The 26,885-nt window shown below is 61.1% G+C and carries 22 protein-coding genes; 9 read left to right on the top strand and 13 right to left on the bottom strand.

Annotated features, from left to right (window positions below; all coding sequences use genetic code 11):
* Nucleotides 1–57 precede the first annotated feature (57 nt).
* The gene (locus ATY79_RS13950; protein WP_088704161.1) at nt 58–858 is read right to left on the bottom strand and encodes a MerR family transcriptional regulator; all 801 of its coding nucleotides are present in this window, start codon (nt 856–858) and stop codon (nt 58–60) included.
* 204 nt (nt 859–1,062) lie between these two features.
* Here ATY79_RS13950 and ATY79_RS13945 point away from each other — a divergent pair, with 204 nt between their 5' ends.
* Together ATY79_RS13945 and ATY79_RS13940 are read left to right on the top strand one after the other, a co-directional pair.
* Nucleotides 1,063–2,340, top strand: coding sequence for a 4-aminobutyrate--2-oxoglutarate transaminase (locus tag ATY79_RS13945; RefSeq protein WP_088704204.1), 1,278 nt, complete (start codon nt 1,063–1,065; stop codon nt 2,338–2,340).
* A 32-nt stretch (nt 2,341–2,372) separates the two neighbouring features.
* Nucleotides 2,373–3,854, top strand: a complete 1,482-nt coding sequence (locus ATY79_RS13940; RefSeq protein WP_088704160.1) for an NAD-dependent succinate-semialdehyde dehydrogenase — start codon at nt 2,373–2,375, stop codon at nt 3,852–3,854.
* Nucleotides 3,855–3,935: 81 nt separating this feature from the next.
* Here the strand turns inward: ATY79_RS13940 and ATY79_RS13935 are convergent, their stop codons facing one another.
* Both ATY79_RS13935 and ATY79_RS13930 read right to left on the bottom strand, forming a co-directional pair.
* Complete coding sequence (locus ATY79_RS13935) at nt 3,936–4,373, bottom strand: PACE efflux transporter (RefSeq protein WP_088704159.1); 438 nt, start codon at nt 4,371–4,373, stop codon at nt 3,936–3,938.
* 119 nt (nt 4,374–4,492) lie between these two features.
* Complete coding sequence (locus tag ATY79_RS13930; protein ID WP_088704158.1) at nt 4,493–4,702, bottom strand: SlyX family protein; 210 nt, start codon at nt 4,700–4,702, stop codon at nt 4,493–4,495.
* A 181-nt stretch (nt 4,703–4,883) separates the two neighbouring features.
* Between ATY79_RS13930 and uxaC the strand changes: the two genes are divergently transcribed.
* Nucleotides 4,884–6,299: a glucuronate isomerase gene (gene uxaC / locus ATY79_RS13925; protein WP_088704157.1), complete on the top strand. Its 1,416-nt coding sequence runs from the start codon at nt 4,884–4,886 to the stop codon at nt 6,297–6,299.
* Nucleotides 6,296–7,750, top strand: a complete 1,455-nt coding sequence (locus ATY79_RS13920; RefSeq protein WP_088692538.1) for a mannitol dehydrogenase family protein — start codon at nt 6,296–6,298, stop codon at nt 7,748–7,750. The genes uxaC and ATY79_RS13920 overlap by 4 nt, the downstream gene beginning before the upstream one ends.
* Nucleotides 7,751–8,013: 263 nt before the next feature.
* Here ATY79_RS13920 and ATY79_RS13915 read toward each other — a convergent pair whose 3' ends face one another.
* The 7 genes from ATY79_RS13915 to ATY79_RS13885 form a co-directional block, all read right to left on the bottom strand.
* A complete protein-coding gene (locus ATY79_RS13915) occupies nt 8,014–10,464 on the bottom strand; it encodes an FAD-dependent oxidoreductase (RefSeq protein WP_088704156.1) in 2,451 nt (816 codons plus the stop codon).
* 1 nt (nt 10,465) lies between these two features.
* Nucleotides 10,466–11,341 (bottom strand): phosphotransferase, encoded by an 876-nt coding sequence (locus ATY79_RS13910; protein WP_088704155.1) that lies wholly within the window; start codon nt 11,339–11,341, stop codon nt 10,466–10,468.
* A gap of 65 nt (nt 11,342–11,406) precedes the next feature.
* A complete protein-coding gene (gene ugpC / locus ATY79_RS13905; protein WP_088692535.1) occupies nt 11,407–12,486 on the bottom strand; it encodes a sn-glycerol-3-phosphate ABC transporter ATP-binding protein UgpC in 1,080 nt (359 codons plus the stop codon).
* A 24-nt stretch (nt 12,487–12,510) separates the two neighbouring features.
* The gene (locus tag ATY79_RS13900) at nt 12,511–13,584 is read right to left on the bottom strand and encodes a Gfo/Idh/MocA family oxidoreductase (RefSeq protein WP_088692534.1); all 1,074 of its coding nucleotides are present in this window, start codon (nt 13,582–13,584) and stop codon (nt 12,511–12,513) included.
* 21 nt (nt 13,585–13,605) lie between these two features.
* On the bottom strand, nt 13,606–14,490 hold the full coding sequence (locus ATY79_RS13895; RefSeq protein WP_088692533.1) for a carbohydrate ABC transporter permease: 885 nt from the start codon (nt 14,488–14,490) through the stop codon (nt 13,606–13,608).
* On the bottom strand, nt 14,483–15,439 hold the full coding sequence (locus tag ATY79_RS13890) for a sugar ABC transporter permease (protein ID WP_088692532.1): 957 nt from the start codon (nt 15,437–15,439) through the stop codon (nt 14,483–14,485). Before ATY79_RS13890 ends, ATY79_RS13895 begins: the two co-directional genes overlap by 8 nt.
* A gap of 5 nt (nt 15,440–15,444) precedes the next feature.
* Nucleotides 15,445–16,731, bottom strand: coding sequence for an ABC transporter substrate-binding protein (locus ATY79_RS13885; RefSeq protein ID WP_088704154.1), 1,287 nt, complete (start codon nt 16,729–16,731; stop codon nt 15,445–15,447).
* 201 nt (nt 16,732–16,932) lie between these two features.
* On the opposite strand from ATY79_RS13885, the gene ATY79_RS13880 reads away from it, so the two are divergent.
* Entirely contained in the window at nt 16,933–17,610 is a 678-nt protein-coding gene (locus tag ATY79_RS13880) for a TetR/AcrR family transcriptional regulator (RefSeq protein ID WP_088692530.1), read from the top strand.
* Between the two features lie 155 nt (nt 17,611–17,765).
* Nucleotides 17,766–19,040: a Gfo/Idh/MocA family oxidoreductase gene (locus ATY79_RS13875; protein WP_088704153.1), complete on the top strand. Its 1,275-nt coding sequence runs from the start codon at nt 17,766–17,768 to the stop codon at nt 19,038–19,040.
* On the opposite strand, the gene ATY79_RS13870 is transcribed toward ATY79_RS13875, so the two are convergent.
* The 3 genes from ATY79_RS13870 to ATY79_RS13860 are packed head-to-tail and all read right to left on the bottom strand — an operon-like array spanning nt 19,037 to nt 22,934.
* Nucleotides 19,037–20,047, bottom strand: coding sequence for a hydroxyacid dehydrogenase (locus ATY79_RS13870; protein WP_088692528.1), 1,011 nt, complete (start codon nt 20,045–20,047; stop codon nt 19,037–19,039). The genes ATY79_RS13875 and ATY79_RS13870 overlap by 4 nt on opposite strands.
* Nucleotides 20,044–21,900, bottom strand: coding sequence for a DUF2264 domain-containing protein (locus ATY79_RS13865; RefSeq protein ID WP_088704152.1), 1,857 nt, complete (start codon nt 21,898–21,900; stop codon nt 20,044–20,046). The genes ATY79_RS13870 and ATY79_RS13865 overlap by 4 nt, the downstream gene beginning before the upstream one ends.
* Nucleotides 21,901–21,914: 14 nt before the next feature.
* Complete coding sequence (locus tag ATY79_RS13860; protein ID WP_088692526.1) at nt 21,915–22,934, bottom strand: LacI family DNA-binding transcriptional regulator; 1,020 nt, start codon at nt 22,932–22,934, stop codon at nt 21,915–21,917.
* A gap of 137 nt (nt 22,935–23,071) precedes the next feature.
* Between ATY79_RS13860 and ATY79_RS13855 the strand changes: the two genes are divergently transcribed.
* The 3 genes from ATY79_RS13855 (at nt 23,072) to ATY79_RS13845 (ending at nt 26,846) form a co-directional block, all read left to right on the top strand.
* Nucleotides 23,072–24,361 carry an ABC transporter substrate-binding protein gene (locus tag ATY79_RS13855; RefSeq protein WP_088704203.1) on the top strand — a complete coding sequence of 430 codons (1,290 nt, stop codon included), beginning with the start codon at nt 23,072–23,074 and terminating at the stop codon, nt 24,359–24,361.
* Nucleotides 24,362–24,543: 182 nt separating this feature from the next.
* On the top strand, nt 24,544–25,566 hold the full coding sequence (locus tag ATY79_RS13850; protein WP_088704151.1) for a LacI family DNA-binding transcriptional regulator: 1,023 nt from the start codon (nt 24,544–24,546) through the stop codon (nt 25,564–25,566).
* Between the two features lie 41 nt (nt 25,567–25,607).
* Complete coding sequence (locus ATY79_RS13845; protein ID WP_088692523.1) at nt 25,608–26,846, top strand: sugar ABC transporter substrate-binding protein; 1,239 nt, start codon at nt 25,608–25,610, stop codon at nt 26,844–26,846.
* Nucleotides 26,847–26,885: the final 39 nt, after the last annotated feature.

Genomic DNA, 26,885 nt, shown 5'->3' with positions numbered 1-26,885 from the left:
AAACTGTCACTTGTGGCGCTATAGCGCAAAGTCACCGCAGACGATACCGCCAAGGTTTCAGAATGTCGGCGGCGTATTGATCCAGAGGACGATAGTTTCGCCGTCGTGACGGTTGCGCCAGGAATGGTAGCGGCGGCTCTCGAAGTAGAGCGAATCGCCCGGCCCAAGGTCGAAGAATTGATCGGAATCTAGCACCAGTTCCAGCCGCCCGGAGAGCACGTGCATAAACTCCTCGCCCTCGTGGCGATAGGCGCCTTCGCTTGCCGCGCCGGGCGCGAGCACGAAACGGTGGCAATCCATCATCGTGCGCCCTTCGGCCAGAAGCTGGACGGTAACACCGGGCGTCGTTTCCGGCCATGTGCGCCAGGCGCCGGCACGAACGACCGCAGGCACGTCGTCGCGTTCCTCCCCGGACAGGCGAGAAACCGTGGTGCCGTAATATTCGGCGAGGTCGTGCAGCGTCTTGAAGCTCACCCCCTGGGACGTGCGCTCCAGAGTCGACAGCGTCGAGGCAGCAAGGCCGATGTCGCCCGCGACCTGATCCAGCGTCTTACCCGCGCCATGGCGCAGGCTGCGCAGCCGCCGTCCGAGATCCGAAGCTGTTTCCGAGCTTTCCGACGGTTCCTCGCTTTCCAGCGCCTCGCGAATGGCCGCCGGATTGAGTCCGCGCTCGGTTCGATACCAGGCTATCTTCTTGATTCGCGCGACGTCTTCGGTGCTGTATTGCCGGTGTCCGGTGTCCGAGCGGTCCGGAACGACAAGCCCCTGGCTTTCCCAAAGACGCAAGGTGGATGCGGAAACGCCCGCCGATTTTGCCGCCTCCGCTACCTTGTAGCGCACGGGCGTCCCATTGTTCATAAGCCAAATATTCCCGGTTCGTTTGTCTTCTTGAGGCCGTCTCCGGCCTTCTTTTCTTGAGTCGACCATCGCCGAAAACGGCCACGGTTTGAAGCGGAAAATGCCGCTTGCTTTCTTGCAGGAAAAATGTAGGAGTTTTGTACATATCTTGCAGAAGTTATGCAAGATCGTTTTCAACTCATTCCAAAGCGCAGGAACGCACCGATGACCGCGACCACTCTTACAGACCGGAAGAATGCTGCCATTTCGCGCGGCGTTGGCATGACCACGCAGATCTATGCCGATCGCGCAGAGAACGCCGAAATCTGGGACAAGGAAGGTCGCCGCTATATCGATTTCGCGGCAGGTATCGCCGTTCTCAACACCGGTCATCGCCACCCGCGCGTGATCGCTGCCGTCAAGGAACAGCTTGATCACTTCACCCATACCTGCCATCAGGTCGTCCCCTACGAAAGCTACGTACATCTTGCCGAGCGCCTGAATGCGCTGACGCCCGGCAATTTCGAGAAGAAGACGATCTTCGTCACGACGGGCGCCGAAGCCGTCGAGAATGCCGTGAAAATCGCGCGTGCCGCGACCGGTCGCTCCGCCGTCATCGCCTTTGGCGGCGGGTTCCATGGCCGCACCTTCATGGGCATGGCGCTGACAGGCAAGGTCGTTCCCTACAAGGTCGGTTTCGGCGCAATGCCGGGCGATGTCTTCCACGTTCCGTTCCCGGTCGAACTCCATGGCGTGACGCCGGATCAGTCGCTCGGCGCGCTGAAGAAGCTGTTTGCCGCCGATGTCGATCCGCAGCGCGTCGCCGCCATCATCATCGAGCCGGTCCAGGGCGAGGGTGGTTTCTACTCGGCCCCGGCCTCCTTCATGAAGGCGCTGCGCGAGATCTGCGACCAGCATGGCATCCTGCTGATCGCCGATGAGGTCCAGACCGGCTTTGCCCGGACCGGCAAGCTGTTTGCGATGGATCATCACGAGGTCGCGCCCGACATGATGACAATGGCCAAGAGCCTCGCCGGCGGCTTCCCGCTCGCAGCCGTCACCGGTCGCGCCGAGATCATGGATGCGCCGGGACCGGGCGGTCTTGGCGGCACCTATGGCGGCAATCCGCTCGGCATCGCGGCCGCTCATGCGGTTCTTGACGTCATCAAGGATGAGGATCTCTGCAACCGTGCCAATCAGCTTGGCAGCCGGCTCAAGCAGCGACTGGAATCGCTTCGCGAAAGAGCGCCCGAGATCGTCGACATCCGCGGTCCGGGCTTCATGAACGCCGTCGAATTCAACGACAAGACGACGAAGCTGCCGAGCGCCGAATTCGCCAACAAGGTGCGCCTGATCGCGCTGGAGAAGGGCCTGATCCTTCTGACCTGCGGTGTGCACGGAAACGTCATCCGTTTCCTCGCCCCGATCACGATTCAGGACAGCGTATTCGGCGAAGCGCTCGACATTCTGGAAGCCTCGATCCTCGAGGCAAGCGGCAAGTAAGGCGATAACCTCTTTGCCTGGAGTTACATGACATGGCATTCACGACTGCACTGACAAAACACGTTTCCTTCTCCTCGCCTTTCCTGCGCGACGCCGGTTACATTAACGGTATCTGGACGGCTGGTGGGGCGACCAAGACCTTCGACGTCCTCAATCCTGCTACCGGTGAGGTTCTCGCCTCATTGCCCGACATGGGCGCTGCCGAAACGCGGGAAGCAATCGATGCCGCCTATGCCGCGCAGCCGGCCTGGGCGGCCCGTCCCGCCAAGGAACGCGCCGGAATCCTGCGTAAGTGGTTCGATCTGATGGTCGCCCATGCCGACGAGCTGGCGGCGATCCTGACGGCTGAAATGGGCAAGCCCTTCGCGGAGGCTCGCGGCGAAATTCTTTACGCCGCAGCCTATGTCGAATGGTATGCGGAGGAAGCCAAGCGTATCTATGGCGAAACGATCCCCGCGCCCTCGAACGACAAGCGCATGATCGTCATCAAGCAGCCCGTTGGTGTCGTTGGCACCATCACGCCCTGGAATTTCCCGGCCGCGATGATCACCCGCAAGATCGCTCCGGCGCTCGCCGTTGGCTGCACCGTCGTTTCCAAGCCGGCCGAACAGACGCCGCTGTCGGCGCTGGCGCTTGCCGTTCTCGCCGAGCAGGCTGGTATTCCCGCCGGCGTCTTTAACGTCATCGTTGGCGAAGACGGCGCGGCGATCGGCAAGGAACTCTGTGGCAACGACAAGGTGCGAAAGATCAGCTTCACCGGCTCGACGGAGGTTGGCCGCATCCTGATGCGCCAGTGCGCCGATCAGATCAAGAAGATCAGCCTCGAACTCGGCGGCAATGCGCCCTTCATCGTCTTCGACGATGCGGATCTCGACGCTGCAGTCGAAGGCGCTCTGGCGTCGAAGTACCGCAATGCCGGCCAGACCTGTGTCTGCGCCAACCGCCTCTACGTGCAATCCGGCGTCTACGATGCCTTTGCCGCCAAGCTCGCCGCGAAGGTGGGAGAAATGTCCGTCGGCGACGGCTTCAAGGCTGGCGTGACGATCGGCCCGTTGATCGATGAGCAGGGACTGGCGAAGGTGGAAAGCCACGTCGCGGATGCGGTGTCGAAGGGCGCGAGGATCGTCACGGGCGGCAAGCGCATCGAGGGTGCAGGCACCTTCTTCACGCCAACAGTGCTCACCGGTGTTACCCGCGAGATGACGGTCGCGCGCGAAGAGACCTTCGGTCCGGTCGCCCCGCTCTTCCGTTTCGATACTGTGGAAGATGTGATCGCGCAGGCCAACGACACCGAGTTTGGCCTCGCCGCCTACTTCTTCGCCGGCGACCTGAAGAAGGTCTGGCGTGTCGCCGAGGCGCTGGAATACGGCATGGTCGGCATCAACACTGGCCTGATGTCGGCGGAAACGGCGCCATTCGGAGGCATCAAGCAATCCGGCCTTGGCCGCGAAGGCTCGCGTCACGGCGCCGACGACTATCTCGAGATGAAATATCTCTGCATGGGCAATGTCTGATCGCTGGATCGCTCACGCCTTGAAAATCAACGGGATCGCTGGCAACGGCGGTCCCGTTTTCTTTTGGCCAGCAAAACGGGCCTATGATTCCTCGGCGGCTGGCTGCCAGTCCGGCAGCGGGAAGACCCGGTCATAGGCCCAGTTGAAGACGAAGGCGTAGACCACATAGAAAAGCGCGAAGGATAGGTCCATCATCAGCGCTTGAACGACACTGATCCCAAGGTACCAGGCGATCATCGGCAGAAGCGCCAAAAGCAATCCCGTCTCGAACATCACGGCATGCAACAGGCGCATTGCGACACTCTTTTGCGTGCCGCCGGTCAGACGCTTAATCAGGTGATCGAAGCCGAGATTGTAGATGTAGTTCCAAACCGTCGCCAGCGTCGCGCCGGCAACGCCGACCACGCCGATATCGGCCATGGGCATGCCGAAGGCGAGTGCCCCGAGCGGCGTGACGAGCGCTAATCCGATGATTTCGAAGCTGATGGCGTGACGGATACGATCCGCGGTCTTCCGCATGATTACCCCAATGGGAATATTCGGGTCGTCCCGAGTTGATGCCCATGGAGGGGGAGGTCGTCCTCACGCCCCTTTTTAATAGGCATTCCGGCTGCCAAGAACAAGGGTGGGAGCTTTGCTTAGTAGTGCGGCGGCCGTGTAATTGCCGGGGCTTCCAGCGATTGCTCCTCAAGCGACAAAAACCGCTCCGTCAGCCTATCGAGCTTGGCGCGCGTTTGCTCAACGACCTTCCATTGTTCGGCCAGCTGGTCGGACAACTCTTCGATCGTCTTTGCCTGGTGAGCGACGATTTCCTCGAGCTTCGTCACGCGGCTTGTCTCTTCGGACATGGAACCTCCTTGCCGCAAGCGGCCAATTTCGTCCGCATCTGAAAAGCGGAAATAGTTCGCGCGGTCAATCGTTTCGAGGGTTGAACGGAGCGATTCGCGAAAGCGAACTGTTTGGTTACTAAAAGCCCTTGCCGCGTCCCGTCTTGTGGGGTAGGCCGATAGCTCTCAGGAGGAATTCTAGATGGATGTTGGAAACGGCTTTCTTCATCCGGACCGGCTCTTTCCGGCCGATCCGGCAACACGCACGATCGCGCGGGATCTTTACGAGATGGTTCGCGCGCTGCCGATCGTAAGCCCGCACGGGCATACCGAGCCGTCATGGTTTGCCGACGACAAGCCGTTCGAGGATGCCTCCTCGCTGCTCGTCATTCCGGATCACTATCTCTTCCGTATGTTGCATAGCGTCGGCGTCAAGCTCGATGATCTCGGCGTTCCGCGCCTCGACGGCAAGCCGGTCGCCAAGGGACGCGACATCTGGCGCGCTTTCGCCGCGCAGTACCATCTCTTCCGCGGCACGCCCTCCAGCCTCTGGGTTGATCACGCGATGTCGGCCGTTCTCGGCTGCGAAGAGCCGCTAACGCCTGAAAATGCGGATGCGCTTTACGACCATATCAATGCTCAGCTGGCGCTGCCGGAATTCCGCCCGCGTGCCCTGCACAGGCGTTTCGATATCGAGACGATCGCGACGACCGAAGGCGCGCTCGACCCGCTGGTGCACCACCAGAAGATGGCGCAAGACGGCTGGATCGGCCGCGTCCGTACCACCTATCGGCCAGACAGCGTCACCGACCCGGATGCCGTCGGCTTCCGCGAAAACCTCGTTCGGCTCGGCGAATTGACCGATTGCGACGTGACGAAGTGGGGTGGGCTGATCGATGCCCACCGCAAGCGCCGTGCCTATTTCCGCCAATTCGGCGCGACCGCCACCGACCATGGGGTCCCGACGGCCTTCACCGCGGACCTGCCGCTGGCCGACAAGCAGCGCCTGCTCGACAAGGCGTACAAGGGCACGCTGAGCGCCGACGAAGCGGAGCTTTTCCGTGGCCAGATGCTGACCGAGATGGCCGGGCTTTCGGCCGAAGACGGCATGACGATGCAGATCCATGCCGGGTCGCGCCGCAACACCGATCGCGAACTGTTCCAGACCCGCGGTCCGAACATGGGTGCGGATATCCCGACACCGACCGATTGGGTTGGCGGACTTTCCGCCATGCTCGCAAAATACGGCCATGCGCCGGGCCTGCACGTGCTACTGTTCACGCTCGACGAGACGAGCTATGCGCGCGAGTTGGCGCCGATGGCCGGCCATTGGCCATGCCTGATGATCGGTCCGCCCTGGTGGTTCCACGACAGCCCGAACGGCATCCGCCGCTATCTCGATCAGGTGGTCGAGACGGCGGGATTCGCCAATCTGGCGGGCTTCAACGACGATACGCGCGCGCTTCTGTCGATCCCGGCCCGCCACGATGTCTGGCGCCGCGAAGTCTGCCGGTTCCTGGCGCAGTTCGTGAGCGAACACCGCATGTCGCGCAAGGAAGCCGAGATCGTCGCCGGCGAACTCTCTTATGGAAACGCAAAGAAGGCATACAAGCTGTGACCGAACGTCTGACGAGCCTTTCCGGCCTCGCGCCGACAGCCAAGCTTCCCGGCTACGATCGCAAGGCATTGAAGACGGGTATCCTGCATCTCGGTCCGGGCGCCTTCTTTCGCGCCCACTTCGCGCCCTTCACAGATGCCGCGATTGCGGCAGCCGGCGGCGACTGGGGCATCGAGGTCGCAAGCCTGCGCACGGCCGATGTTGCCGATCACCTGAACGAGCAGAACGGGCTCTATACGATGCTCGTGCGCGACACCTCGGGCACGACGGCGCATGTCATCGGCCCGATCCTGCGCGCCCATGTGGCGACCCGCAATCCCGGCGATCTCCTTGCCCGGCTTGAGGATCCCGCGATCAAGATCGTCAGTCTGACGGTCACCGAGAAGGCTTACGGCTTCGACTCCGCGACAGGCGGGCTCGACTTGAAGCACCCAGATATTGCCGCCGACCTTGCCAACCGCCATGCGCCCCGCGGCGTTATCGGCTATCTCGTCGAAGGTCTTGCGCGCCGCCGCGCCAAGGGTATCGCACCGTTCACACCGCTCAGCTGCGATAACCTGCCGAGCAACGGCGCCGTATTGAAGCGGCTCGTGCTCGAGTTTGCCGCTCGCATCGATCCGGAACTGAGGCAGTGGATCGAGGAGAATGTACCCTTCCCATCGACCATGGTCGATCGCATCACGCCGGCAAGCACGGATGCTACCTATCGCGATGCCGAAAGGCTCACGGGCCGGCAGGATCTGGCGGCGATCGAGACCGAACCCTTCACGCAATGGGTGATCGAGGATCACTTCGCCAACGGCCGCCCGGAATGGGAAAAGGCCGGCGCGCTGATGGTCGAGGAAGTCTCGGCTTACGAAAAGATGAAGCTGCGGATGCTGAACGGCGCGCATTCGCTGCTCGCCTATCTAGGTTACATAGGCGGCTATGAATTCATCCGCGACGTCATGGATGATACCGGCCTTGCAGCTCTGGCACGCCGTCACATGAATGCGGCCGCCGCCACGCTCGATCCCGTTCCGGGCATCGATCTTGATGCCTATGCCGACGAGTTGATCGCACGCTTCGCAAACAAGGCGATTGCCCACCGCACCTATCAGATCGCCATGGATGGCACGCAAAAGCTGCCGCAGCGTCTTCTGGAGCCTGCGACCGAGGCTTTGACGCATGGCGCGAAGGCTGAGACCTACGCGATCGCGGTGGCTGCGTGGATGCGCTACGCCCTTGGCGTTGACAGGAAAGGCGAAAACTACGAATTGCGCGATCCCCGAGCGGTGGAAATTGCCGCATTGCTGGCCAATGTGCCGCGCAATGGCGGCGCCGTGTCGAAGGCCCTGTTCGGGTTACCAGGCCTTTTCCCGGCAGCGCTGACCGGCAACGTAGCCTGGACGGAGGATGTGGTAAACAAGCTGGAAATCCTGATCCAGGACAACAAGCTGCCGCTGTTTTGACAAGGGTGCTGCGATGAGAAGGATCGTCGCAGCATGGATTTTCGAGGCACGCGATTGGCGCATCCGCGGTGATAATCCGTTTCGGCGGGGGTGCCCTCCAACGCGTCGTCCCTGTGCTTGTCAAAGGGATCGAACACACCCAAGCCCTCAGGCTCCGGAGGCTCTTTTTCGCGGCTTGTAAATCATTCACCGCGCCGACGCGCGGTGGCTGGATTTTTATGAAAAGCACAGGAACGAGGGCCCAAGGCGCGATGCGCGCTTGATCAGGCCTTCACCCTCACCATCTCCGGATCGTACAACGGTTTCAGCGAGACCCGGCAGGGGACACGCTCGCGAGCCACGTCGAGTTCGTAGCGGCCTGACAGAACGAAGTCTTCGCTTACGCCTTCCACATTGCGCACATAGCCGTAGCCGATCGACTTGCCGACCGTGTAGCCGAAGCCGCCGCTGGAGAGCCAGCCGATGCGCTTGCCGTCGCGGTAGATCGTCTCGCGGCCGAGCAGCACGACATTGGGATCATCGGGCACGAAGCAGGCCAGCATCTTCTTGACGCCTGACGCGAGCTGCTGTTCGATCGCTTCGCGGCCCCGAAACGGCGTGTTCTTTCTCGTCTTCACGGCCCAGCCAAGCCCGGCTTCGATGGGCGTATGGTCCGGGCCGATATCCGAACCCCAGGCGCGATAGCCCTTCTCAAGGCGGCAGCTTTCGATGGCGCGGTAGCCGGCATTGGTGAGCTGCAGCGGAGCACCCGCCGCCATCAAGGCGTCATAAACAGTCGTTGCGTATTCGATCGGCACATGCAGCTCGTAGCCGAGTTCCCCGACATAGGTGATGCGCAGCGCCCGAACGGGGCAGCCGGCGATACCGATGGTCTTGATGCGGCCGAACGGGAATGCGGCATTGGAAACGTTGCTGTTTGTGACCTTCTCGAGCACTGCGCGCGCATTCGGCCCCATCAGCGAAAGGACGGAATAGGCGGAGGTGACGTCGACGAGCTCCGCGTGCATCCCGTCAGGAATATTGCGTGCGATCCAATCGAAGTCATGCGTCGCGAAACCGGTGCCGGTCACGATGTAATACTCGTCGTCGGCCACGCGCGCGCAGGTGAGATCGCATTCGATACCGCCCTTGTCGTTTAGCATCTGCGTGTAGACGAGCGAGCCGACCGGTTTTGCTACATCGTTGGAGGCGATCCACGAAAGCGCAGCCTCGGCATCGCGCCCCTTCAACACGAATTTGGCGAAAGACGTCTGATCGAAGATCACGGCGGCTTCACGCACGGCCTTGTGCTCGCGCCCGACGGCCTCGAACCAATTCTGGCGATCGTAGGTGTAGATATCCTTCGGCTCCTCGTTGGCGAAGAGATCGGCAAACCAGTTCGGCCGCTCCCATCCAAGCTTTTCGCCGAAACAGGCGCCCTGCGCCTTCAGACCGTCGTAGAGCGGCGATTTGCGGCACGGCCGACCGCTGGAATACTCCTCGAAGGGGAAGGCCAGCGTGTAGTGCTTGCCGTAGGCCTCAAGTGTGCGGGTACGCACCCAGTCCGTATCGAAGTGCGGGCGGCCGAAGCGGCGGATATCGACCGGCCAGAGATCGTAGGGCGGCTCGCCCTTGGCAACCCATTCGGCGAGCGCCATGCCGGCGCCGCCACCGGACGCGATACCGAAGGCGTTGAAGCCGGCGCCGACGAAGAAGTTCTTCAGCTCCGGCGCTTCGCCGAGAATGAAGTTGCCATCGGGCGTGAAGCTCTCCGGCCCGTTCAGCAGCTGCTTGACGCCGACGTTCTCCAGCGCCGGAACTCGGCCAAGCGCCTGCTCCATGATCTGTTCGAAATGATCGAAATTGCTGTCGAGCAGCGTGTAGTGGAAGCCCTCGGGAATACCATCCTTCGCCCATGCGATCGGGTTCGGCTCGTAGCCGCCCATGACGATGCCGCCGACCTCTTCCTTGTAGTAGGTCAGCCGGTCGGGGTCGCGCAGCGTCGGCAGGTTCGAGGGAACACCAAAAGACTCGGTGATGATATACTGGTGCTCGACGGAGACGAGCGGCACATTGACGCCGAAGCGGGCGGCAAAGGCTCGCGTCCACTGCCCGGCGCAGACGACGACGCGTTCACATTCGATCCGTCCATGCTCGGTGATGACAGCGCGGATCCGACCCTTTTCGATCTCGAGGTCGATCACCTCGGTATCCTCGAAGATCGAAACGCCGGACATGCGGGCGCCTCTGGCAAGTGCCTGGGTGATGTCCGACGGGTTGGCCTGGCCATCGGTCGGTAGGTAGGCGGCGCCGACGAGGTCATCGATTGTCATCAGCGGCCAGAGATCGAAAGCCTCCTGCGGCGTCAGCAGCTGCATGTCGAGCCCGAAGGATTGCGCCGTCGTCGCCTGCCGCTTGACCTCGGTCCAGCGCTCCTCGTTGCAGGCAAGGCGCAGGCCGCCATTCATCTTCCAGCCGGTCCCGAGTCCTGTCTCGGCTTCGAGCTTCTTGTAGAGATCGACGGAATAGCCGAGCAGTTGCGTGATGTTGGCGCTGGTGCGCAACTGGCCGACGAGGCCGGCCGCATGGAAGGTCGTACCCGAAGTCAGTTTCTTGCGCTCGAGCAGCACCGTATCCGTCCAGCCGAGCTTGCCGAGATGATAAACCGTCGAGCAGCCGATGATCCCGCCGCCGATGACGACCGCCTTGGCGGTCTTTGGCAATTCCTTCGTCATACTATCGATCCTGTTCAAAAGCGTCATAGGCGCGCTCGAAGCGCGCTAAGTTCTCGGCCGTATAGCCGGCGTAGTCGAAGTCGATGATGGAGTGGATTTCGGAGACCATGCTCCATAATGTCTCGCGCAGCAGCGACGCGCATTTCATGGCCTGGTAGCGCCGCCAGAGATCAGCACTCAGCGGCATCCGGTAGTAGGCCTCGAGCATGGATCGCTCGGTCGCCTCGGAAAACTCGCTGTTGGAGGCAAGGCCGCCCAGATCGAAAAGCGGTGTGTTGAACCCCGCATAGTCCCAGTCGATCAGCCACAGGCGCTTGCCGTCATCGAGGAAGTTGGCGGCCAGCATGTCGTTGTGGCCGAAGGCGATTTCGAACGGGCCGCCCGCGGCCTCCAACGTTTCGGCCTTGGCGAGTAGATCCGGGAAAAGCCGGCGATAGGCGCTGTTTGCGGCCTCCAGATTGGCGATGTAATCGCGAATGACATGGAATACCCAGAAGATCGCCGCCGCACCGCGAAATTCGCGGGCGATGTCATGATGGCAGGCCCGCACCAGCGGGATGACGCGCTCCAACATCTCGGGGCGTCGAATGTCCTCGGGGGAGAGCGCCTTCGACTCGATATAGTCGAGGACGAGCACACCGGGCGCGTGATGAATGACTTCAGGCGAAAGCCCAGCAGCATGTGCAGCCTGGCTTGCGGCAAGCTCGTTCTGCCGGCTGATGTGGTGGACCGGGATATCTTCTCCGAGCCGGACAACGCGTCGAACCGTGCGATCCCGCACCAGATAGTTCCGATTGGTAATGCCGCCGGTAATAGGCACAATTTCGATCGGACCCTGCCATATGCCAAGCGCATGAATCCGATCTTCAGGCGTCACGCTTTTCCCCTTCGCGGCCTATCCTATTGAAATCATGGCCAGAGCGGGATCAGCTGTCAAGCGCGCTAGATGGCGGCGCCTGATGCGTCAAAGACGTGACACCGCGCCGGGTCGAAGGACGCTTTCACGTTCGTTCCGCGTTCGACCTTCTGCTGTCCGTCGAGCGCAATCGTCAACTGCTGTCCGTCCGGGGTCTTCGCATAGAGCATGGTGGCGCCGCCAAGGTTCTCGACGAGGTCGATGTTGACAGTCGCAAGCGTGATGCCGCTATTTTCGAGTACGGAAAGATGTTCCGGACGGATGCCGAAGGTGATGGTCTGGCCGGCTTCGGCCTTCAGCCGCCGCGGCAGGCGAACGGCGTTGCCGCAGACGTTGATGATCGTCTCGGCCTCACCGACCTGCTCGACCCTCGCCTGCAGGAAGTTCATCTTCGGGCTGCCGATAAAGCCCGCCACGAAGCGGTTGGCGGGATTGTTGTAGAGGTCGAGCGGCGCTCCGACCTGTTCGATGCGGCCGGAGTTCAGCACCACGATCTTGTCGGCCATGGTCATGGCCTCCACCTGGTCGTGGGTGACGTAGATCATGGTGTTGCCGAGGCTGCGATGCAGGCGGGAGATCTCGACGCGCATCTGCACGCGCAGTTCCGCGTCGAGGTTGGAGAGCGGCTCGTCGAAGAGGAAGATGCGCGGCTCGCGCACGATCGCGCGGCCGATCGCTACGCGTTGGCGCTGACCGCCGGAGAGCGCCTTCGGCTTGCGTTCCAGCAGCTTCTCGATCTGCAGGATTTCGGCGGCGCGCTTCACCTTCGGCTGGATCTCGGCCTTCTTGTAGCCGGCGGTCTCAAGCCCGAAGGCAAGGTTCTTGTAAACCGACATATGCGGGTAGAGCGCATAGGATTGGAAGACCATTGCGATGCCGCGCTTGGCCGGCGCAACTTCGTTCATCCGCTCGTTGTCGAGCAGAAGCGCGCCGCCGGTGATCTCCTCAAGGCCTGCGATCATACGCAGCAGCGTGGACTTGCCGCAGCCCGAGGGGCCGACAAAGACCGCGAACTCGCCGGGATCGATCTTCAGGTCGATGCCGTGGATAACATCAAGGGCGCCGTAGCGCTTTTCGACCTTCTGGAGAACGACGCTTGTTGCCATGATCTCAGGATCCTCCCTGGTCCGTTACTTCGTGCGAGCACGCCAATCGGCGTACTTCGGGCTGTCCGATCCGATCGGCAGGATGACTTCGTTGCCGGTATCGGACGATTGATAGATCGCGGTGACGAGTTCCAGCGCGCGGCGCGCGTCCCTTGTCGTCACCGGTAGCGGCCCGTTGCCGCTGAGATAGGCATGGAAATGCTCCATCTGAGTGGTGAAACGCGGCGCCACCGGCTGCCAGTCGCCGATGACGGCGTCGATGCGCGCCTGAACCTCGTCATTGGCGGCGATGATCTTCCACGGATCCTTGCCCGGCGAATAGGGCTCGTGGTTGCTCTCGAAGGTGACGTTCTCGAAATGCAGCCGCAGGCGGCTTATCTGCTCCTGCGAACCAAGCGTGCACGAGAGCGATACGAAGGCGCCATTCTGCATCAAAAGGCTGGCGGAGGCGCAGTCCTCGACCTCGATATCGTTGACCCGGGTGGCGACGCGGCCGAAGACCTTCGAAACCGGGCCCATCAGATGCAGCAGCATGTCATGCAGATGCAGCGCGTGCGTCACCAGCACACCGCCGAGCTCGGTCGCCCATTTGCCGCGCCACGGCACGGAATAGTATTCGGGCGTGCGCAGCCAAAATGTCTCCACCGAGCCCATATAGGGCTTGCCTGCGATACCGGCCTCAATGATCCGCTTCGCCTTCTCGATGCCGTCGCCGTAGCGATACTGGAAGATCGGCATCAGCGTTCCCTTGGCTGCCTTCTCCGCCTGCATGATCGTGTCGACCCCGGAAAGTGAGCCGGTCAGCGGCTTCTCGCAGATGACATGCTTGCCCACTGCCAGCGCCGCGACCACCTGCTCCAGGTGAATGCCGGGCGGCGTGCAGATGTCGACGATGTCGACGCTCTCGTCATCAAGCACATCGGCAAACGAGGTCGTGCGCTTGGCGATGTCGAACTCGTCGCCGATCTCGCGCAGCCGCTCTTCGTTGAGGTCGCAGATCGCCACGACCTTGAACTTTTCCGGATGCGGCAGGTAGCCTTCGACGATGTGGGAACGGCCGATGCCGCAGCCAACGATCGCAACTCTCTTGATACTCATTGATCTATATCCGTAACTGCATCAGCGCTTCATGCCGGTCGTGGCGATGCCTTCGATCAGCAGCCGCTGGAAGAACAGGAAGAACAGGAACACCGGCACCAGCGTCAGCGTCGACATGGCAAACAGCCCACCCCAGTCCGATGCGCTGGTCGAGTCGACGAAGGTGCGCAGACCGAGCTGGATCGTATAGGTGTTCATGTCGTTCAAGTAGATCAGCGGGCCGAAGAAGTCGTCCCAGGTCCAGATGAAGGAGAAGATCGCGGCGGTCGCGAGAACCGGTAGCGACAATGGCAGCATGATCTTCCAATAGATGCGCCAGGCACTGCAGCCGTCCATCATCGCGGCTTCGTCGAGTTCGCGCGGAATGCCGCGGAAGAACTGCACCATCAGGAAGATGAAGAAGGCGTCGCTTGCCAGGAATTTCGGCACCACGAGCGGCAGGATGGTGTTGACCCAGCCGAGATTGAGAAACAGCACATACTGCGGAATGAGCGTCACGTGATACGGGATCATCAGCGTGCCGAGCATGATTGCGAACCAGAAGTTCCGGCCGGCAAAACGCAGGCGTGCAAAGGCATAGGCTGCGAGCGAACAGGCGACGACATTGCCGATGACAGTCAGCACCGAGATAACGAGCGAGTTCCAGAAGAACCGGCCGAAGGTGATGTCGAGCCCTGTCCACCCGCGCAAATAGGACGAGAAATCGATCGACGACGGAATAAGCGAGGTCGATGAGAAGATCTCGTTTTCCGGGCGGACCGAGGCCGAGACCATCCACAGCAGCGGATAGAGCATCAGCAACGAGCCGAGGATCAGCAGCGTATGGATCGCAATTGACGCCGGAAGGCTGCGCTTGGTGATATCGGAAGGTGGTGCCGCAGCAGCTGATGTGATCCCGTTAGTCATCGTAGTGCACCCAGTAACGCGAGGTCAGGAAGGAAAACGCCGTGAAGATCGCGATGATCAGCACGAGAATCCAAGCGAGCGCCGAGGCGTAGCCCATACGGAAGTTTCCGAAAGCCTCCTGATAGAGATAGAGCGTGTAGAACAGCGTCGAGTTGATCGGTCCGCCGGTGCCGCCGGAGATGATGAAGGCCGGCGTGAAAGCCTTGAAGGCATCGATCGTCTGAACGACGGCGTTAAAGAAGATAACAGGCGTCAAAAGCGGCAGCGTGATCTTGTAGAATTGCCGGAACTTGGACGCGCCGTCGAGGCTGGCGGCCTCATACATGTCGGTCGGAATCTGGCGCAGACCGGCAAGGAAGATGATCATCGGCGAACCGAACTGCCAGACACTCAGCGCCACCAGCGTGTAGATCGAATAGCTCGGATGCGAGATCCAGCTCGGTCCCTCGATGCCAAAATGGGCAAGCGCGGCATTAACGAGGCCATCGCCGGCGAAGAGTTGTCGCCAGAGGACAGCGATCGCCACGCTACCGCCGAGCAGTGACGGCAGGTAGAAGATCGCGCGGTAGAGCGGCAGTCCGCGGACGCCTTTGTTGAGGGCCATCGCGACCAGCAGCGCGAAGGTCAGCTTGAAGGGCACCGACAGAACCACATAAGTCAACGTGACCCTCATTGCCGCGGCAAACTTGGGGTCGGCGGTTGCGATGCGCACGTAGTTTGCCGCTCCCACCCACTCGGCCGACCGGATCATGTCGAAATCCGTGAACGAGAGGTAGAGCGAGATGACGGCCGGTCCGAGCGTCAGCCCGAAGAAGCCGATCAGCCACGGCAGAAGGAAGAGATAGCCGGGGGCATTGGCGGCCCAGAGGCGTTTGAAACGCCCCTCGGCCGCCGCCCCGTATTTACTCTTGATTGCGTCCGGGGCGGTCGTGCGCATCACATCACTCATCCGCGTCAGCCTTTGGCGAGAATGCGGCTGATCTCGTCGACCAGTTGCTTGCCGCCATCGGCGGGGGAAAGCTGACCAAATGCGACTTGCTCAGCGATGGTGCGTAGCATCACCTGGCCCTCGCCAGCGCCCGAGGGCGGCGGCGGCGGCAGCTTGCCGGCAAGGTCACCCAAGCCGCTGACATAGGCGAGGGGGATCTTGCCTGTCGCATCGAGCTTGGCTGCCACGACGTCGCGCATCGCCTTCGATTCCGGAATGCCGCGTTCGACATCGAGCGCCAGAGCCGCATCGGGGTTGGTGACGAAGAAATTGACGTAATCGACGGCCTGGTCGACGACCTTCGACTGCGCGGATACCGAGAAGAACATCGAAGGCTTGCGGTAGTGGCCGCCCTTCGAATCCGGCTTGATGCGTGGGTAGTTGTTCAGTGCTAGCTTGTCCTTGCTCATGGCCTGGAAGCCCACGAACTGGTTGCTGTGCGCGTAGTCGGCAGCCGCCTTGCCGAGCGTGACGGGGCTCGTGTCGATCGTGTCCTTGTTGAGAGCCTGAACGTCCGGCGGTACGCAGGCCTTGGCCTCGCGGAACTTGCTCCACATATCGAACCATTCGGAAGCCTCTTCGGCGCCGAAGGCGATCTTGGAATCGGCTGAGTAGAGCGCCTTGCCGCGCTGGCGCAGATAGTTTTCCAGCAAAGGTTCGTTGCCGCTGCCGTCGGCGAAACCATAAAAGCCCTTGCGCTTGCCGGCCTTGGTGATCTCGGCACCGATCTTGCCGAATTCCTCCCAGGTGGTGGCCTGCGTCGGCAGATCGACACCGGCTTCCTGGAACGCGACGGTATTCAGCACCGTTGATGCGGCGTTTGCGCCGAGGCTGACACCATAGAAGTGCCCGTCAACACTGCCGCCCTCGATCTGCGCCGGATCGAAATCGCCGAGATTGAGCTTGGCAGGCATGTAGGACTCAAGTGGAGCAAGTGCGCCGCGGCGCGCATACTCGACGATGTAGCGATAATCCATCTGGATGACGTCGGGCGCATTGCGGCCGGCGACCTGGGTCGCCAGGCGCGGCCAGTAGTCTGCCCATCCCAGGAATTCGCCGGTGATCGACGTTCCCGGATTCTTCGTCTGATAGAGCTGCGAAACCTTGTTGGTACGGTCGGCGCGCGGCTGCGAACCCCACCACAGAAGCCGCAGGCGGGTATCGGCGGCAAATGCCTTCGAACCCAGTGCGGACATCGAAAGAAGTGTTGCTCCCCCCGCCATGAAATTACGTCTGCTTACGCGTAGTGTCATCTGTTCTCCTCCTCCCTTGGGGAACGCCTCCACACGTTCCTTGCTGGTTTCTCTTGCAACAAATAACTAATTGGTTACAAGCTATGGAGAAGCATTGAGGCTGTCAAGCGCTGATATGATAGTGCTCCTCATGCTTCTCGTTTTTTACAATTCGTTCGCAACGTACTATGAGCGCAATGGGGAAATAAGAAAGGTGGGCCGATGGAAGGCGCCGGCGGAAGTGGGGAAAAGAAGCGAGTGAGGCGCCAGTCGCCCGAGCGTGTCTTGCAGCGCGATCCGGAACGGACGCGTGCGGCAATCCTCGAGGCGGCGACCAAGGAGTTTGCCGAAAACGGCATGGGCGGGGCTCGTGTCGATGCGATCGCCGAGCGCGCCGGTACAAACAAGCGGATGCTCTACCACTATTTCGGCGACAAGGAGCAACTCTATCTCAAGGTGCTCGAGGAGGCCTATGTCGGCATTCGCACGGCCGAGCGCGAGCTCAATATCGGTGATCGCACGCCGCAGGAAGGTATTGGCGAGCTGGCGCTGTTCACCTGGCGCTATTTTCTCAAGCATCCGGAATTCCTCAGCCTGCTCGGGACCGAAAACCTTCATCGCGCCCGCTGGCTGCGCCAATCCGTCCGGCTCAAGGAACTGCATTCGCATTTGATCGGGGAGCTTGCCGAGGTGCTCGAGCGCGGCAAGAAGGCCGGTGTCTTTATTGCCAGCGCCGATCCGCTGAATGTCTACCTGACGATTGCCTCGCTCGGATACTTCTACCTCTCCAACCAATATACGCTTTCGACGATCTTCGGCCGTGATCTGGTCGAACCGGGAAATCTCGACGCCTGGGAGCGGCACATCGTCCACGTCACCCTCGCGTCGATTACTGCCTGACTTGCGAAATTCGCGATCGGCTATTGACAGTGGATGGCGTCTGCCATCAGGTAACTATTTAGTTACAGCCTGATATGGACCGCTAGTTGGGGAGCCGCGACGTGTTGGGCACCGGACCAATTTTCGTTTCATGACGCATGAAGGAGGATCATACGATGGAGAAACGTCGCTTTGCCTTGATCGGAACGGGAAACCGCGGCACCACCATGTGGGGCAAGGAACTGCTTGCCGGCTGGCGCGAGCATGTGGATCTCGTTGCGATCGTCGACACCAATTCGCTGCGTGCCGAACGGGCCCGCACGATGATCGGCAGCAATGCGCCGATCTATGAGAATATCGACGCCATGCTCGCCGAACAGCAGGTCGATCTCGTCATCGTCTGTACGCCTGATCACACCCATGACGATATCGTCGTTCGTGCGCTCGAAGCCGGCATCGACGTCATCACGGAAAAGCCGATGACCACGGCAGTCGACAAGATCCGTCGCATCCTCGACGCCGAAAAGCGCACAGGCAAGCGCGTCGATGTCTCCTTCAACTATCGCTATGCGCCGACGGCCGCCAAGATCAAGGAACTGCTGAACGCTGGTGAGATTGGCCGCGTCACCTCGGTCGACTTCCACTGGTACCTCGACACCAAGCACGGCGCGGACTATTTCCGCCGCTGGCATGCCTATGCGGAAAATTCCGGCAGTCTTTTCGTGCATAAGGCGACGCACCACTTCGATCTCCTGAACTGGTATCTCGACAGCGATCCGGATGCCGTCACCTCCTTTGCAGATCTGCAGAATTACGGCCGCAAGGGGCCGTTCCGCGGCCCGCGCTGCAAGCTCTGTCCGCACACCGGCGAGTGTGATTACTATCTCGACCTAGAAGCCGATCCTTTTCTCGACTCGCTTTACGAAGATCCTTCGAAGATCGACGGCTATTTCCGCGACGGCTGCGTCTACCGCGAGGATATCGATATCCCCGACACGATGGTCGTCAGCATCCGTTACAAGAACAATGTCCATGTCTCCTATTCGCTAAACACCTTCCAGCCGATCGAAGGCCACCACATCGCGTTCAACGGCACGCGTGGGCGAATCGAGTTGCGCCAATACGAGAAGCAGCCCTGGGAAACGCCTGACGAGGACACCATCCTGCTCGTGCGCAATTTCCCGAAGGACAAGCCCGCAGTCGAACGCATCGTCGTGCCGCATTCGGCGGGCGGCCACTACGGCGGCGACAACCGCATGCGCAACATGATCTTCAAGCAGGGTATGGAAGACAAGCTCGGTCAACGTGCCGGCACGCGCGCGGGCGCCATGTCCGTGCTGTGCGGCATTGCCGCTTTAACAAGTTCGCGCACCGGCAAGGTCGTGAAGATCTCCGACCTGATGCCGGAGATTGTCGCAGGCAGTGCGCCGGCCGGTTTGAAAGCCGGCTAAGCGATAAGTGCCAGATCGCGGCGCAGGATCTGAAAGAGGAGCGGTTCGCCTTTGATGAACCGCTCTATTTCATCGACTGCCATGTCTCCAAGCCGCCCGCGCTCCAATCCGACGGCGCCGGCGATGTGCGGTGTCAGGAAGACATTCGGCAGATCGTAAAAGGCCGACATCGGCTCCGGTATTTCCGGCTCGGTGACGTCGATGACCGCGTCGATCCGTCCGGTGGCAAGCGTCTTCAGCAGTGCCGTCTCGTCGACCAGGGAGCCGCGTGCCGTGTTGATCAATGTCGCGCCGTCCTTCATCAGCGACAGCTCTTCGGCTCCAATCATATGACGCGTTGACGGCAATGATGGCGCGTGCAGGCTGACAATATCCGATTGCTTCATGAGCGTGATCAGATCGACCTTCTCTGTTCCAAGGCCGATCGCCTCACCGGGATCGATCGTGGGATCGAAGAGAAGCACGCGGTATCCAAAGGGCCGCAGTCGTTCGATGACGCGCCGACCGATGCGTGACGCTCCGACAATACCGACCGTTCGGCGATAGTTGCCGATCGCCAGCCGCTGCATCGCGTGTGTCCGGTCGCGATTGCGATCCGCCACATAGAGGTCGCGGAAACGGAACACCTGCTTGCCGGCAAAGATGATTGCCGCAAGCGTGAACTCCGCAACCGGAACGGAGTTCGCCTCGGCCGCATGGGTCACGGCAATGCCGGCATCGAATATCTGTTCGTCGACAATTCCTTTCACGGTTCCGGCCGCATGCGCAATCAGCCGCAGGCGTGGAGCAGCCGCAATAACCTCCCGCCCGACATAGGGCGAGCCCCAACCGGTAACCAGCACCTCCGTCTCGGCGAGAATGCGCTTGGCCCGGTCGCTGTCGAAGCACTCGAGCGGTTCGGGGTCGAGCACGCGTCCGACTTCGCAGAGCCGACGCAGGGCGTCAGGCGAGAGAACATGTTCGGTGCGCGAAGGCTGCATCGCAAGCGCGATCGAGGGGTGCTTCATGGCATCTGCCCCGGCGCCTCGATGGCACTGACGTTGATCCCTGCTTTTGCGACAAGCGCTTCGAGTTCGCCAGTATCAGGGGCTTTCGGCGGGCGGGTCCAGGCACCAGCCAGGGTGCCGGTGTCGTTTGCAGCGAGGACAGCACTCATCAGCATCGTCTGGCCTGCCGGTATCTTGCCACGCAATTGCGGCACAAGCGTCTTGGCGACGATCATGTTGGTATTCGGCGGCGCCTTCTGCGTCAGGCCCGTGCGCGCCACCTTCGAGCCGATGTCGAGAATGCCGCTGAAGTCGTCTTCGCCGATCGCATAGGCGCTCGAGCCCTCAGCGACCAGTGTGTCGAGTTCGAAATCACGGCGCGCGATCGCAAAGCCGCCTTCCGCCGTCTGTAGCGGTCGCGGGGTGTTGATGCGGTGAATACGGATGTGCCAGGGGGCTGCGGGTACCAGCCAGGTTTCGACATCCACATCCGGGAACGGCGACCACTTGGAGTAAAGAACCTCACCCGCAAGCTTGGCTTCCCGGTTGGTCTCGCGAACGCGGTAGTGCAGGCCATCGTCGCTGAAGGCGAGGGCAGAATCAAAGGCTGCGCCAGCGAAGTTGCGCTCGTCGGACTCGACGCTGAATCCATAGCGGCTGGAATAGGCGAATTTCGCGTATTTCTCTGTGCCGAACCGCATTTGCAGGTTCTCCTGGCCGGAGGAAAGCGCGACGACATCGCCACGATCACGCATCAGCACCATGCCGGGATGGCGCTGCGGCAGGACGCTGGCCGATTCAACCGGTGGCGCTTCCGCGGCTGTCCAGAAGGGATGATCCTCGGCGAGCGCAAGCGGCAGGAATGCTTTGAAGGCCCAGTAGGGCGAACCGGCCGAATTGTAGTTCTCCGACATCAGCAGGTTGGGATAGCCGAACCCGATCGACAGAATGCCGTCGCGATTGGTCATCGGCTTATCCTTCCACCAGCGCAGGTGCTGAAGGCACAGGCTCTTGATCTCGCCCCAGGGCAACGCTTCAAGATCGGCAAAGGCAAGCGCCGACCAGAAGCCGGCGCAAGCGAAGCGATAGGTCAGGCTGCGGCCAAACGGGATGGTCGCCCCATCGGCGCCGAACCAGTGCCTGAAGTCGTTTGCAAAGAGGTGGGCGCGTTCGCGGTAACGCCGTGCATAGTCGTCATCCACGAGCTTGGAATAGATCAGGCCGTAGAAGTGCATGGCGAACGGAATGTAGTGATCGATCCGGCGGACGTTGCCGTCACGGTACCAGCCGTCGCCAATATAGAAGCCCTCAAGTTCTTCGAGATATTGCTTGGTCAGGCTGCGATCGAAATTGGCGCCGACGCGGTCGAGCGCGATGTCGACGAAGATGCGGAAGAATTTCCAGTTGTTGTCGGCATAGTCGAACTGCCGCGCATGCTTGAGATAGGCGACGACGTTGTCGCGCGCCTTTCCGCCAAGCGGCTCCCAGACCCTTTCCGGCACGAGCGCCAGAGCAAAACCGAGCGCCGCGAGCTCGACCATGCGCTGGTCGCGGCCGTTGACCGTTCCCCAATATTCCGGATGCTTTGGATCCGTGCCGTTAGCAATGCCCTCGGCAAAACGATGCCATTCGGCAAAGTCGCCACCGCCGGCACCGAAGGGTGCCAGCCCCCAGAGCGGCCGCGCAAAGCCCTCGAGATCCGCTGCAGCGCGGTCGAAATGCGCAGCGGCGCCGTCGAGCCGGACGCGGGCATTGCCTGCGGAAAAGTAGGGGAGTAGCGGATCGAAGAGGTCGCGAAGCGCGCGTGCCATGTCCTTACGCGTCTTCAGCGGATTGGTGGCAAGCGGATTTGCACTGGCGGGATCATAGGTCATCGGCATTGCTCATGTCAGGAGTTCGGGACGGTGCCGCCGGCAATTGGGACAACGGCATGGCAAATCTGGCGGGCAGGGGCGGTGCGATCCTTGAAACGCGCAACCATGAGACTGACAGCCTCCCTGCCGAGCGCCACGCGGTCGACGCGCATGGTCGACAGCGGCGGGTTGGTCATCAGCGCGCAGGGAAGGTCATCAAAGCCGACGATGGCGAAATCCTCAGGCACCCGCAGTCCAGCCTCGGTCACTGCTTCCAGAACGCCGACGGCAATGAAGTCGTTCATGCAGAAAGCGGCAGTGAAGCCAGCGTTCTTAGCAAGCACGCCAGCCGTCAGCTCATGCGCCTCGTGTGTTGCGCTGCCCTTGAAAGCCATCGACACAAGATGCCCTTCGGCACCGTCGACCTCGGCAATTGCTGCCTTGAAGCCCCGCACGCGCTCGCGGATGGTGTTTCGGTGCGAGCCCGTCAGATGCAGAATCTTGCGATGGCCGGCATTCAAAAGGCGGGTTGTCGCTTCATATGCGCCGAAAAAGTTCGAGGGCGAAACGCCGTCGATCTTCAATTGCGGATCGGTGCCGTTGACCAGTACCGTTGGTATCGCTGCGTCCTCGAACCAGGCGCGCAACTCGGCGCTCGGATCGATTCCGACCAGAAACAAACCACCGGCGCCGGCCGTCTGCATATACTCGTGAACCACGTCGGGTGTTGCCCTGTGCTCGCGGATCAGCCGCACCTCGAAGGGGAGACCGGCGTCGAGGGCGCCGGCGCGCAACCCTTCGACGATTCCTTCGTAGAAGACGCTAAGCCCGCCTGTGACCCCGTCGCTTGCAATCAAGGCGAGGGCGCCGCGCAGCGCGCCGCTTGCGGTGCGCGCAGAGTAACCGTTTTCGGCCGCCACCTTGAGAATATGCTGGCGCACGCTTTCGCTGATGCCGGGCTCGTTTGCGAGCACGCGCGATACGGTCGATACAGATACGCCGGCCATGGTCGCAATGTCGGCCTGTCTCAGTTTTTTCGTCTTGATCTCATTCATACGAAGAAGATTATGCAAATTATGCAAATTTGCAAGAAAAGATAATTTGTTGCATTGAAAATTTTTTTGCGTAATCTACCCCGCATAAGCCCAATGAGCCGTTGGAGGACGGCGGGCGATGAAAGAGGAGGATGAAAATGCAGGTCAATCGCCGTTCATTTCTGATGGGTTCGGCCGGCGTCGCTGCCGGGCTAGCCTTCGGTGCCGGAAGCGCAATTCCCGCCTTTGCGGAAGACGCCAAGCTGCGCGCCATGTGGTGGGGCTCAAACGATCGCGCCAAGCGCACGCTCGATGTCGCGAAGCTCTATGAAAGCAAGAACGCAGGCGTATCGATCGTCGGCGAGTCGCTGAGCGGCGATGGCTACTGGACGAAGCTGTCGACGCAGATGGCCGGTCGCGCGATTGCGGACGTGTTCCAACTCGAGCCGGGAACGATCTCGGACTACTCAAAGCGCGGCGCCTGCCTGGCGCTGGACGAGTTCGTGCCCACGACATTGAAGGTCGATTCCTTCGGCAAGGACGTACTGAAGCTGACAACGGTGGATGGCAAGCTCTACGGCGTCGGTCTCGGCCTCAACTCTTTCGCACTGTTCTTCGACCAGACTGCTTTTGACAAAGCGGGCATCCCCGTACCGACCGCGGATCTAACCTGGGATGAGTACGCCAAGCTCGCGGTCGAACTGACGAAGGCCGGTGGCAAGGATAACTACTGGGGCGGTCCTTACGGTGCACGCTACGCTTACGTATTCGATGCATGGCTGCGCCAGCGCGGCAAGAGCCTCTATGCCGACGGCAAGCTCGGCTTCAATGTTGACGACGCAACGGCCTGGTTCACCTACTGGGAAGACCTGCGGAAGAAAGGCGGCACGGTTGCAGCTGATGTTCAGACGCTGGACCAGAACACGATCGACACGAACTGCCTCGCGCTTGGCAAGTCAGCCATGGGCATGGCGTATTCCAACCAGCTCGTCGGCTATCAGCTGATCTCCAAGAACAAGCTGGCAATCACACTCCTACCGCGCGAGAAGAAAGGTGGCCCGTCCGGCCACTACTATCGCCCGGCTCTGATCTGGAGCATCGGCGCGACGACAAAGAACGGCGTGGCTGCGGCCAAGTTCATCGACTTCTTCGTCAACGATGTGGACGCTGGCAAGATCCTTGGCGTCGAGCGCGGCGTGCCGATGTCGCCTGTCGTGCGCGAGGCGATTCTCCCCCATCTCAATCCGACCGAACAGGACACTGTGAAGTACATCAACCTGCTGAAAGATCAGGTCGGCGAGTATCCGGCGCCTGCCCCGCTCGGCTCGACGCAGTTCGACCAGCGCGTCTTCCGTCCGATCGCCGATGAGCTCGCATTCGAGCGCACAACGCCTGCGGAGGCAGCGGCACGTCTCCTGGAAGAAGGCAAGGCGACGATCAAGGGCTGATTGCACCCTACATCGCTTAAGTTTTGGATCGCGGCGGGCGTCAGTCTGCCGCGATTTTCTTTGTTGCCGGTCGTTCTCGATGCCTCGATGACAATTGTATGATTTTTGCGTGAGAAAACCTTTTCTCACTTGACGATGAAGATGGGAAAAGCTTTTCTCATCCACAAATGAGGAGGAGCGCGGTGAACATCGCGGGAGGAAAAAGAGGCCGGATCACCATCCACGACGTCGCGGCGGCGGCGGGCGTCAGCATTTCCACCGCCTCGAAGGCGCTAAACGAAACCGGCCGCATGAGCGCCGAAACCCGGGAGCGGGTAAAGCGCATCGCCGGCGAAGTCGGTTTTCGTCCGAACGCGCTCGCCCGCGGTCTGCTGAGCAAGCGCAGTTTCACGATCGGGCTTTTGACCAACGATACGTATGGGCGCTTCACGCTGCCTGTGATGGCCGGCATTTCCGAAGCGCTCGTCGATCACGGTGTGTCGGTCTTTCTTTGTGCAATCGAAGATGATCCAGCACTTGGCCAGACCCATGTCGATGCCATGTTGGAAAAGCAGGTGGATGGGATCATAGCCACCGGAAAGCGACTGGACCGGCAGCTTCCGGTCGATCTGTCGAACCTGCACGTGCCTGTCGTCTACGCGTTCACGGAAGGGACGCCTGCAAGCGTCACCTTCAGCTCCGATGACGCGCAGGGTGCGCGGTTGGCGGTGGAATGGCTGGTGAAAATGGGCCGTCGGCGGATTGCCCATGTGACTGGGCCTGAGAGCTTCTTCTCAGTTCGCGAGCGCGCCGACGCCTATCGCGAGGTGATCGGTGGGGAAGGGCTCGTCAGGTTTGGGCATTGGGCGGAATCCTGGGGCCACGAAGCCGTCGCGGAGATCTGGAACGGAGAGGGTGAAAAGCCGGACGCGATCTTCTGCGGCAACGATCAGATTGCCCGTGGCGCGGTGGATGCGCTGCGCGAGCGCGGTATTCGGGTGCCTGAGGATGTTTCCGTGGTCGGTTTCGACAATTGGGAGATTGTCGCTGACCAGACGCGGCCGCCGCTCACTTCCGTCGATATGGAGTTGAAGGAACTGGGGCGCCAGGCCGGGTTGACGGTCCTGGCGCTGGCGGAGGGTCGCCCGGTGGAACCGGGTGTCAGGAAATTGCCGTGCCGGCTTGTGGTGCGGCAGTCATGCGGGGCCCAAAGCCCCAAGAGATGAGGAACCGGCGCTAAGGAGTGCGCCAATTTGGGAGGAGTGCCATGATTAAGCGTCTGTTGGCTGCGACAAGCGTTGCCACCCTATGCCTGGTGTCCGGAGCATCGGCCGCCGAAAAGGTCGAAATGTGGGTTCGCACAGGTATCGGCGAGTCCTTCAAGAAGGTTGTCGAAGCCTACAACTCCAGCCACGAGAACCAGGTTGTCGCGACCGAAGTGCCGTTCTCGGAACTTGTCCAGAAATACGCAACCGCCATCGCTGGTGGCCAGGCGCCGGATGCGTTGTCGATGGACCTTATCTACAACCCGGCTTTTGCCGCTGCGGGACAGTTGGAAGATCTGACGGACTGGGCAAAGAAGCTGCCCTATTTCAACTCGCTGTCGCCGTCGCATGTGCGCCTCGGCACCTATCAGGATCGCGTCTACGGCCTGCCGTTGTCGGTCGAAACCTCGGTCTTTGCCTGGAACAAGGACCTCTACAAGAAGGCAGGTCTCGATCCTGAAAAGGCGCCCGCGACCTGGGAGGAAATCACCGCCAACGCCGAGAAGATCCGCAAGCTCGGTGATGACACCTACGGCTTCTATTTCTCCGGCGGCGGCTGCGGCGGCTGCATGATCTTCACGTTCACGCCACTCACCTGGGGTGCAGGCGCCGATATCCTGTCGGCTGACGGCAAGACGGCGACGCTCGACACCCCGCAGATGCGCAAGGCGGTCGATTACTATCGCGACATGGTGAAGAAGGACCTCGTTCCGGCGAGCGCTGCCAGCGACAACGGCGCCAACTTCCTGACCTTCACCAACGGCAAGATCGGCCAGCAGAGTCTCGGCGCCTTTGCAATCGGCACGCTCGTCACCGAGCATCCCGACATCAACTTCGGCGTGACCCTCATTCCGGGCGTTGACGGCAAGCCTTCTTCGTTTGCCGGCGGTGACAACTTCGTCATCACCAAGGGCACCAAGAAGATCGACGCCGTGAAGGAATTCCTCGAATACATCTATTCGATGGACGGCCAGAAAGTCATGGCGAAGTACGGCAGCCTGCCGACCCGCGGTGATATCGCCGACAAGGTGCTCGAGGGGCTCGATCCGCGGATGCAGGTCGGCTTGAAGGCCATTTCGGTCGCCAAAACGCCCTACACGCTGCAGTTCAACGATCTGATCAACAGCGCCAACGGTCCGTGGGCGACCTTCACTAACGCCGCCATCTTCGGTGACGATGTCGACGGTGCCTTCAAGAACGCGCAGTCGGAGATGCAGTCTATCATCGACAGCGGCCAGTAATCTCCCAAGGCCGTGGCCGGAGGATGGTGGCAGTCCTCC

Source organism: Rhizobium sp. R693 (genome assembly GCF_002211315.1).
GTDB lineage: Bacteria > Pseudomonadota > Alphaproteobacteria > Rhizobiales > Rhizobiaceae > Rhizobium.
This window is presented reverse-complemented; position numbering and strand designations above follow the sequence as displayed.

Coding starts and splice junctions, on each gene's coding strand:
- ATY79_RS13895 (WP_088692533.1), bottom strand. CDS start 14,490: ATGACTAACGGGATCACATCAGCTGCTGCGGCACCACCTTCCGATATC.
- ATY79_RS13885 (WP_088704154.1), bottom strand. CDS start 16,731: ATGACACTACGCGTAAGCAGACGTAATTTCATGGCGGGGGGAGCAACA.
- ATY79_RS13950 (WP_088704161.1), bottom strand. CDS start 858: ATGAACAATGGGACGCCCGTGCGCTACAAGGTAGCGGAGGCGGCAAAA.
- ATY79_RS13855 (WP_088704203.1), top strand. CDS start 23,072: ATGCAGGTCAATCGCCGTTCATTTCTGATGGGTTCGGCCGGCGTCGCT.
- ATY79_RS13880 (WP_088692530.1), top strand. CDS start 16,933: ATGGAAGGCGCCGGCGGAAGTGGGGAAAAGAAGCGAGTGAGGCGCCAG.
- ATY79_RS13940 (WP_088704160.1), top strand. CDS start 2,373: ATGGCATTCACGACTGCACTGACAAAACACGTTTCCTTCTCCTCGCCT.
- ATY79_RS13890 (WP_088692532.1), bottom strand. CDS start 15,439: ATGAGTGATGTGATGCGCACGACCGCCCCGGACGCAATCAAGAGTAAA.
- ATY79_RS13900 (WP_088692534.1), bottom strand. CDS start 13,584: ATGAGTATCAAGAGAGTTGCGATCGTTGGCTGCGGCATCGGCCGTTCC.
- ATY79_RS13870 (WP_088692528.1), bottom strand. CDS start 20,047: ATGAAGCACCCCTCGATCGCGCTTGCGATGCAGCCTTCGCGCACCGAA.
- ATY79_RS13860 (WP_088692526.1), bottom strand. CDS start 22,934: ATGAATGAGATCAAGACGAAAAAACTGAGACAGGCCGACATTGCGACC.
- ATY79_RS13945 (WP_088704204.1), top strand. CDS start 1,063: ATGACCGCGACCACTCTTACAGACCGGAAGAATGCTGCCATTTCGCGC.
- ATY79_RS13875 (WP_088704153.1), top strand. CDS start 17,766: ATGGAGAAACGTCGCTTTGCCTTGATCGGAACGGGAAACCGCGGCACC.
- ATY79_RS13845 (WP_088692523.1), top strand. CDS start 25,608: ATGATTAAGCGTCTGTTGGCTGCGACAAGCGTTGCCACCCTATGCCTG.
- ugpC (WP_088692535.1), bottom strand. CDS start 12,486: ATGGCAACAAGCGTCGTTCTCCAGAAGGTCGAAAAGCGCTACGGCGCC.
- ATY79_RS13935 (WP_088704159.1), bottom strand. CDS start 4,373: ATGCGGAAGACCGCGGATCGTATCCGTCACGCCATCAGCTTCGAAATC.
- ATY79_RS13865 (WP_088704152.1), bottom strand. CDS start 21,900: ATGACCTATGATCCCGCCAGTGCAAATCCGCTTGCCACCAATCCGCTG.
- ATY79_RS13930 (WP_088704158.1), bottom strand. CDS start 4,702: ATGTCCGAAGAGACAAGCCGCGTGACGAAGCTCGAGGAAATCGTCGCT.
- ATY79_RS13915 (WP_088704156.1), bottom strand. CDS start 10,464: ATGACGAAGGAATTGCCAAAGACCGCCAAGGCGGTCGTCATCGGCGGC.
- uxaC (WP_088704157.1), top strand. CDS start 4,884: ATGGATGTTGGAAACGGCTTTCTTCATCCGGACCGGCTCTTTCCGGCC.